Source organism: Nocardia macrotermitis (genome assembly GCF_009604405.1).
Lineage (GTDB): Bacteria > Actinomycetota > Actinomycetes > Mycobacteriales > Mycobacteriaceae > Nocardia > Nocardia macrotermitis.
In genome coordinates, this window is record NZ_WEGK01000019.1 from 147,613 (window position 1) to 154,314 (window position 6,702).

Annotated in this window: 7 protein-coding genes; all 7 read left to right on the top strand. The window is 65.5% G+C overall.

Annotated elements, in window-relative coordinates; translation table 11 throughout:
• Nucleotides 1-3 precede the first annotated feature (3 nt).
• The 7 genes from atpD (at nt 4) to murA (ending at nt 6,298) form a co-directional block, all read left to right on the top strand.
• On the top strand, nt 4-1,452 hold the full coding sequence (atpD, locus tag NRB20_RS32415; RefSeq protein WP_153415212.1) for a F0F1 ATP synthase subunit beta: 1,449 nt from the start codon (nt 4-6) through the stop codon (nt 1,450-1,452).
• A gap of 6 nt (nt 1,453-1,458) precedes the next feature.
• A complete protein-coding gene (locus tag NRB20_RS32420; RefSeq protein WP_153415213.1) occupies nt 1,459-1,836 on the top strand; it encodes a F0F1 ATP synthase subunit epsilon in 378 nt (125 codons plus the stop codon).
• Between the two features lie 270 nt (nt 1,837-2,106).
• Complete coding sequence (locus NRB20_RS32425) at nt 2,107-2,769, top strand: MspA family porin (protein ID WP_153415214.1); 663 nt, start codon at nt 2,107-2,109, stop codon at nt 2,767-2,769.
• A 29-nt stretch (nt 2,770-2,798) separates the two neighbouring features.
• Complete coding sequence (locus NRB20_RS32430; RefSeq protein ID WP_153415215.1) at nt 2,799-3,488, top strand: MspA family porin; 690 nt, start codon at nt 2,799-2,801, stop codon at nt 3,486-3,488.
• A gap of 305 nt (nt 3,489-3,793) precedes the next feature.
• Nucleotides 3,794-4,213 (top strand): DUF2550 domain-containing protein, encoded by a 420-nt coding sequence (locus tag NRB20_RS32435; RefSeq protein WP_194290088.1) that lies wholly within the window; start codon nt 3,794-3,796, stop codon nt 4,211-4,213.
• 52 nt (nt 4,214-4,265) lie between these two features.
• Nucleotides 4,266-4,883, top strand: coding sequence for a cob(I)yrinic acid a,c-diamide adenosyltransferase (locus NRB20_RS32440; RefSeq protein WP_153415217.1), 618 nt, complete (start codon nt 4,266-4,268; stop codon nt 4,881-4,883).
• A 152-nt stretch (nt 4,884-5,035) separates the two neighbouring features.
• Complete coding sequence (gene murA / locus NRB20_RS32445) at nt 5,036-6,298, top strand: UDP-N-acetylglucosamine 1-carboxyvinyltransferase (protein ID WP_153415218.1); 1,263 nt, start codon at nt 5,036-5,038, stop codon at nt 6,296-6,298.
• The last annotated feature ends 404 nt before the right edge of the window (nt 6,299-6,702 follow it).

Below are 6,702 nucleotides of genomic sequence, written 5' to 3' on the forward strand. Positions count from 1 at the left end.
ACAATGACCGCAGCTGTCACTCAAGACAACAAGAGCCGGGCGGGCGCTGGTACAGGCCGCGTCGCCCGAGTCATCGGCCCCGTCGTCGACGTCGAGTTCCCCCGGGGCTCGATCCCCGAGCTCTACAACGCCCTGCACGCGCAGGTCACCCTGCCCTCGGTGGCCAAGACGCTGACCCTCGAGGTCGCGCAGCACCTGGGCGACAACATCGTTCGCACCATCTCGATGCAGCCCACCGACGGCCTGGTCCGCGGCGTGGAGGTCGAGGACACCGGCAAGCCGATCTCGGTGCCCGTCGGTGACGTCGTCAAGGGCCACGTGTTCAACGCCCTCGGCGACTGCCTGGACACCCCCGGCCTGGGCCGCGAGGGCGAGCAGTGGGGCATCCACCGCGAGCCGCCGCCGTTCGACCAGCTCGAGGGCAAGACCGAGATCCTGGAGACGGGCATCAAGGTCATCGACCTGCTGACCCCGTACGTGAAGGGCGGCAAGATCGGTCTGTTCGGTGGCGCCGGTGTCGGCAAGACCGTGCTGATCCAGGAGATGATCACCCGTATCGCGCGCGAGTTCTCCGGCACCTCGGTGTTCGCGGGCGTCGGTGAGCGTACCCGTGAGGGCACCGACCTCCACCTGGAAATGGAAGAGATGGGCGTGCTGCAGGACACCGCCCTGGTCTTCGGCCAGATGGACGAGCCGCCCGGGACCCGTATGCGCGTGGCGCTCTCGGCGCTGACCATGGCGGAGTACTTCCGCGATGTGCAGAACCAGGACGTGCTGCTGTTCATCGACAACATCTTCCGGTTCACCCAGGCCGGTTCCGAGGTCTCGACCCTGCTGGGCCGCATGCCCTCGGCCGTCGGTTACCAGCCGACCCTGGCCGACGAGATGGGTCAGCTGCAGGAGCGCATCACCTCGACGCGTGGTCGTTCGATCACCTCGATGCAGGCGATCTACGTTCCCGCCGACGACTACACCGACCCGGCCCCGGCGACCACCTTCGCCCACCTGGACGCGACCACCGAGCTCTCCCGCCCGATTTCGCAGAAGGGTATCTACCCGGCCGTCGACCCGCTGACCTCGACCTCCCGCATTCTGGAGGCCTCGATCCTGGGTGACCGCCACTTCGCGGTGGCCAACGAGGTCAAGCGCATCCTGCAGAAGTACAAGGAACTGCAGGACATCATCGCGATTCTGGGTATGGACGAGCTCTCCGAGGAGGACAAGGTCCTCGTCGGTCGCGCGCGTCGCCTGGAGAAGTTCCTGGGTCAGAACTTCATCGTGGCCGAGAAGTTCACCGGTCAGCCGGGTTCGGTCGTGCCGCTGGAGCAGACCATCGACGACTTCGAACGCGTCTGCAAGGGCGAGTTCGACCACTTCCCCGAGCAGGCGTTCAACTCCTGCGGTGGCCTGGACGACGTCGAGGCGGCTGCGAAGAAGATCGCCGGGAAGTAGCCCAACATGGCGGATATGTCAGTGGACCTGGTCGCCATCGAGCGACGGTTGTGGTCGGGACAGGCGAGTTTCGTCAGCGCCCAGACCACCGAGGGGCAGATCGGTATTCTGCACGGCCACGAGCCGGTCCTGGGCCAGTTGGTCGAGGGCGGCATCGTGACCATCGTCGGCACCGAGGGTGAGCGCATCGTCGCCGCGGTGAACGGCGGGTTCTTCTCCGTGACCGGGGCGACCGTGCGAATTCTGGCCGAGACGGCGGATTTCGCGGAGGATGTGGACGTCGAGGCCCAGCGGGCGATCGTCGCCGATCCGAATGCGTCGGAACGGGACAAGAATGCCGCGGAAGGTCGTCTGCGGGCAGTGGAGTTGAGCGCTCGCCCCTGAAATCTTCTTCGGGACAACTGAATTCGACAAGCCGCGCGGCAGTTTCGGACATTTCCGGAACGTCGCGCGGTTTTTGTTTTGCGACAATCAATTTCGGGTACGCGGCAACGTTCTCCGGAGTTTCGGGCCCCGAATTGTAGCCCCTGCCTACACTCGTGTAATTTGACCCGCAGCAATACTTCAGCTTCATCTGATGACCCAACTGGTTGGCACAGCGTGGCCGCTATGAGCTGGACTATTGCGGCCTCGCGATGAGGATGCGGGGAGTGAATGAGCAAGTATTCAGCAAGTGGCCGTTCCTGGTTCACGCGTATTGCGGTGGGAATGGGCGTCGCCATTACGGCAATCGGCCTGTGGTCTCCGGGCGCCGCACGAGCGGACACTTTCGTGCGACTGCCCAACGGCCATATCGAAGGCCCCGGCGTGAAAATCACCAGTACCGGTGAGCACGCCCTGATCTCACCGTCACTGGCAGCCAACGGCGCGGGACGCACGACGTGGGTCAGCGGCGATGTCACCGTCGACATCCAGACTCCGAACGGCACCGTCGGCCCGAACAACGGCGCCCAGAACAACTCCGGTACGAACGACTCCTCGACGCACGGCGCGTCCGGCCTGACGGTCGGCTACCTCGTCGGCTGCCAGGTGGCGCTCGGATCGTTCGGCCCGTCCCTCGGCGCGACGTTGTCCACGACGCCGACGGTCGCCGCGGGCCTGTCCTTCCCGATCAGCCCCGGCGAGGTGAAGTGGGTGCAGATCAACAACAAGGACATGACCAAGTCCGGACGCTACTACCTGAATTACCAGGACGTTCCGATGGATATCCAGGGTTGCGCCGGATATGCGCAGGCCCGCCAGTTCGCGGTCGTCGAGGTCGTCGGACCCGATTATCACAAGGTCACTCTCTACGGCCAGCCGTTCAGCATCGGCTGATCACACCGTCACCTTTCGAGAGGAAACACATGATTTACGGCAAATCTGTGCGACGTGGCCGCGTGATCGGTCTGGTGACGGCGGTGGCCGTCGGGCTGGGATTGTCCGCGTCCGGTGCGGCGAACGCCGATGCGTTCATGCGGCAGCCGAACACGGTCATCACCCGGACCCTCGGCGACGGCACCGTCGTGCACATGTCGCTGCTGGATCAGTCGGCCAAGGTCAGCGGGTCGATGGGGTCGACGCCGCTGCATCGCAACGTGTGGACTTCCGCGCGGGTGGTCGTCGATGTCTCCGGGCCGGGGGCGTCGTCGGCGCAGATTCAGCTCAACCCGGGGTATGTCGTCGGGTGTCAGGTGGACATCTCGGGGCTGAACAACAGTGACTCGGCCTCGGAGTCCGCGACCACCAGTAGCAGCGGGCTCACACCGGGAGCCCCGTCCGTCGGTGCCACCGAAACGCTGACCCTCGCCCCCGGCCAGGCCGTCACGCGGTACCTGCTCGACATCGAACAGCCCGACGACTACGGCAACGAGGCTCACAAGGCCCACCCCACGGTGAAGGGCTCGCACGCCAGCGTCAGCTGGACCGATGAAACCTTCGCGGTCAACGGTTGCGGTGGTTACGCGCAGGCCCGCGCGTTCACCTTCGCCGATGTCTCGACGAGCGCGGGCGAGAGCATCATCTCGGTGTGGGGAGCGCCCTTCACGATGGGCTGAGTCCCGGCTGTTGGCTCGGATGGATCACGACGTGCGACCGGGTTCCAGTGCGTGTGCGCTGGTGACTCGGTCGCCGTCGTCTTTCGAGGGGAATCGGATCACCTTGTGCGCGTTCATCTTTCGCGGTTGCGACGAATTCGCGCCGGGTCGCGTGGGCAGGGTCCCGCAACTCGGGTGTACCGGCCGATTTCCGGTGCGAGGATGTTTGTAGACTCGCCCACACAGTGACGTTGTACGGGATGGCACGCCACTCGCACCGGCATCAGGGGCTTTAGCGAAGGGACGGACCTGGATTGCGGACCGGAATGGCGTTGCTGATCATTCTGGTGTTGGTGCTCGTCGGTCTCGGGCTGGCCTCGCTCTACCGATTGCTGATGTTGCGCCGCGGCGGAACGGCGGCCATCCTGCGGGTACTCCCGGCCAAGGGCGGTCAGGGCTGGCGGCACGGCCTGATCCGGTACGGCGAGGATCAGCTGGTCTTCTACAAGCTGACCAGCCTGAAATTCGGTGCGGATTCCTCGATCCGACGCCTCGGTATCGAGGTGGTCGATCGACGCGGCCCGGTCGGCGACGAGTACGACATCATGACCGACGACATCATCGTGATCGCGGTTTCCGACGGTGACGGCAGCTACGAGCTCGCACTCGATCGCGGTGCGCTCGCGGCCTTCCTGTCCTGGGTGGAGTCCCGTCCGTCCGAGCGGATCCGGCGACGTCCGGGCTGATCCGGACGAAACACCCATCGATCGTGCAGAACACCCGGAGAGGCGGGGGATTATGAGTGTGCACCTGACGCGGATCTACACGCGGACCGGCGACGACGGCACCACCGGACTGAGCGATTTCTCGCGAGTGGACAAGACCGACCCGCGGCTGATCGCCTACGCCGACTGCGACGAGGCCAATGCCGCGATCGGTGTCGCAATTGCGCTGGGACAGCCCGCACCCGAACTGGTCGAGGTGCTGCGGCAGATCCAGAACGACCTCTTCGACGCGGGCGCGGATCTATCCACCCCCGTCGTCGCCGAGCCGAAGTACCCGCCGCTGCGCATCACCCAGCCGTACATCGATCGGCTCGAGCGCTACTGCGACGAGTTCAATTCCGAACTGGCGCCGTTGAATTCGTTCATCCTGCCCGGTGGCACCCCGTTGGCCGCACTGCTGCACACCGCGCGCACGGTGGTGCGCCGGGCCGAGCGTGCGGCGTGGTCCGCGGTGCGGGCGCACCCCGACGACATCAGCGTGCTGCCCGCGAAATACCTGAACCGGTTGTCGGATCTGCTGTTCATCCTCGGCCGGGTGGCCAATCCGGACGGTGACATCCTGTGGCGTCCTGGCGCCGCCGGACAATCGGAGACCGATAGAGAGGCCACGACCGATGGTCCTGCCCGTTAGGCTGGCCCCCGTGAGTCAACCACCGACGCAGCGTGCGGCACGTCCCGCGCAGGCCGGCCCCGTTCGGGGGGCGCTGTGAGCGAGCTTGCGAGCGAATCGAAATCGCGGCGTGCGGCGCGCACGACGGAGCCGAGCGGCAGCGGGGTGGAGTCTTGAGCGAACGGTTCCTGGTGACCGGTGGCAGTCGACTCGTCGGTGAGGTCGAGGTCGGCGGCGCGAAGAACAGCGTGCTGAAGCTGATGGCCGCGGCGTTGCTCGCCGAGGGCACCACGACGATCACGAACTGCCCCGACATCCTCGACGTCCCGCTGATGGCCGAGGTCCTGCGCGGCCTGGGCTGTGATGTGACCGTCGACGGTTCCGTCGTCACCATCGACACTCCCGCCGAGCCGAAGTACCACGCCGATTTCCCCGCGGTGACCCAGTTCCGCGCCTCGGTCTGTGTGTTGGGTCCGCTGATGGCCCGGTGCCGCCGGGCCGTGGTCGCCCTGCCCGGCGGTGACGCGATCGGCTCCCGTCCGCTGGACATGCACCAGACGGGGTTGCGGTTGTTGGGCGCGACCAGCGAGATCGAGCATGGTTGCGTGGTCGCGCGCGCCGACGAATTGCAGGGCGCGCGGATCCGGCTGGACTTCCCGTCCGTCGGCGCGACCGAGAACATCCTGATGGCGGCGGTGCTCGCCGAGGGCGAGACGGTCATCGACAACGCCGCCCGCGAACCGGACATCGTCGATCTGTGCACGATGCTGACCAGGATGGGCGCACGCATCGGTGGCGCGGGCACCTCGGTGCTCACCATCGAGGGCGTGCGCAAGCTCTCGCCGACCACCCATCAGGTGATCGGCGACCGGATCGTCGCCGCCACCTGGGGAATCGCCGCGGCCATGACGCTGGGTGATGTGCGGGTGCAGGGGATCAACCCCAAGCATCTGTCGCTGGTACTGGACAAGTTGCGTTCGGCGGGCGCGCGAATCTCGTTCGAGCCGGACGGTTTTCGCGTCGTGCAGCCCGAGCGGCCCCGCGCGGTGAACTTCGCGACCCTGCCCTTCCCCGGTTTCCCGACCGATCTGCAACCGATGGCCATCGGCCTGGCCGCGATCGCCGACGGCACCTCGATGATCACCGAGAACGTGTTCGAGGCGCGGTTCCGTTTCGTGGAGGAGATGATCCGGCTCGGCGCTGACGCCCGCACCGATGGTCATCACGCGGTCGTGCGCGGCATCCCGCGGTTGTCGAGCGCGCCGGTGTGGTCCTCGGACATCCGGGCCGGCGCGGGTCTGGTGCTCGCGGGTCTGGTGGCCGACGGCGTCACCGAGGTGCACGACGTCTTCCACATCGATCGCGGCTATCCGAGGTTCGTGGAGAACCTGCGCTCGCTGGGCGCGGAGGTACACCGCGTGGGAAACCGCTCCTGACCAGGCGATTTGACATGGTAAGCGGCACCACGTAACTTATTCCAAGTCAGCGACGCGGACACCGACCCGGAGCCGAGAGGCCCGGGACACGAGGTAGTACGAGAGCGCCTGACGATCACACTGGATCAACCGAGAGTGCGGATTTGGTTTCGCCACTCGGATTGAGCTAAGCTGTAAAAGTTGCCCAGCCGATCGAGACCCGGTTCACGCCGGTGAGATTCTGGTGCGTGTGTTCTTTGAGAACTCAATAGTGTGTCGATGAATGTCAGTGCCAATTTTTTATTGGTTCCGGCCTCTTGCACCCCCGTGTGGGAGTGTCGGACATTTAGTCAGCAAATACTTTTGCTGGTGTTTGATTTTTTGCCATGGTTTTCGGACTCTGGTTAATTCTTCCGATTAGCCCT

Excerpts from the sequence above, each read along its gene's own strand:
- atpD (WP_153415212.1), top strand. The coding sequence starts at position 4 with ATGACCGCAGCTGTCACTCAAGACAACAAGAGCCGGGCGGGCGCTGGT.
- NRB20_RS32420 (WP_153415213.1), top strand. The coding sequence starts at position 1,459 with ATGGCGGATATGTCAGTGGACCTGGTCGCCATCGAGCGACGGTTGTGG.
- NRB20_RS32425 (WP_153415214.1), top strand. The coding sequence starts at position 2,107 with ATGAGCAAGTATTCAGCAAGTGGCCGTTCCTGGTTCACGCGTATTGCG.
- NRB20_RS32430 (WP_153415215.1), top strand. The coding sequence starts at position 2,799 with ATGATTTACGGCAAATCTGTGCGACGTGGCCGCGTGATCGGTCTGGTG.
- NRB20_RS32435 (WP_194290088.1), top strand. The coding sequence starts at position 3,794 with ATGGCGTTGCTGATCATTCTGGTGTTGGTGCTCGTCGGTCTCGGGCTG.
- NRB20_RS32440 (WP_153415217.1), top strand. The coding sequence starts at position 4,266 with ATGAGTGTGCACCTGACGCGGATCTACACGCGGACCGGCGACGACGGC.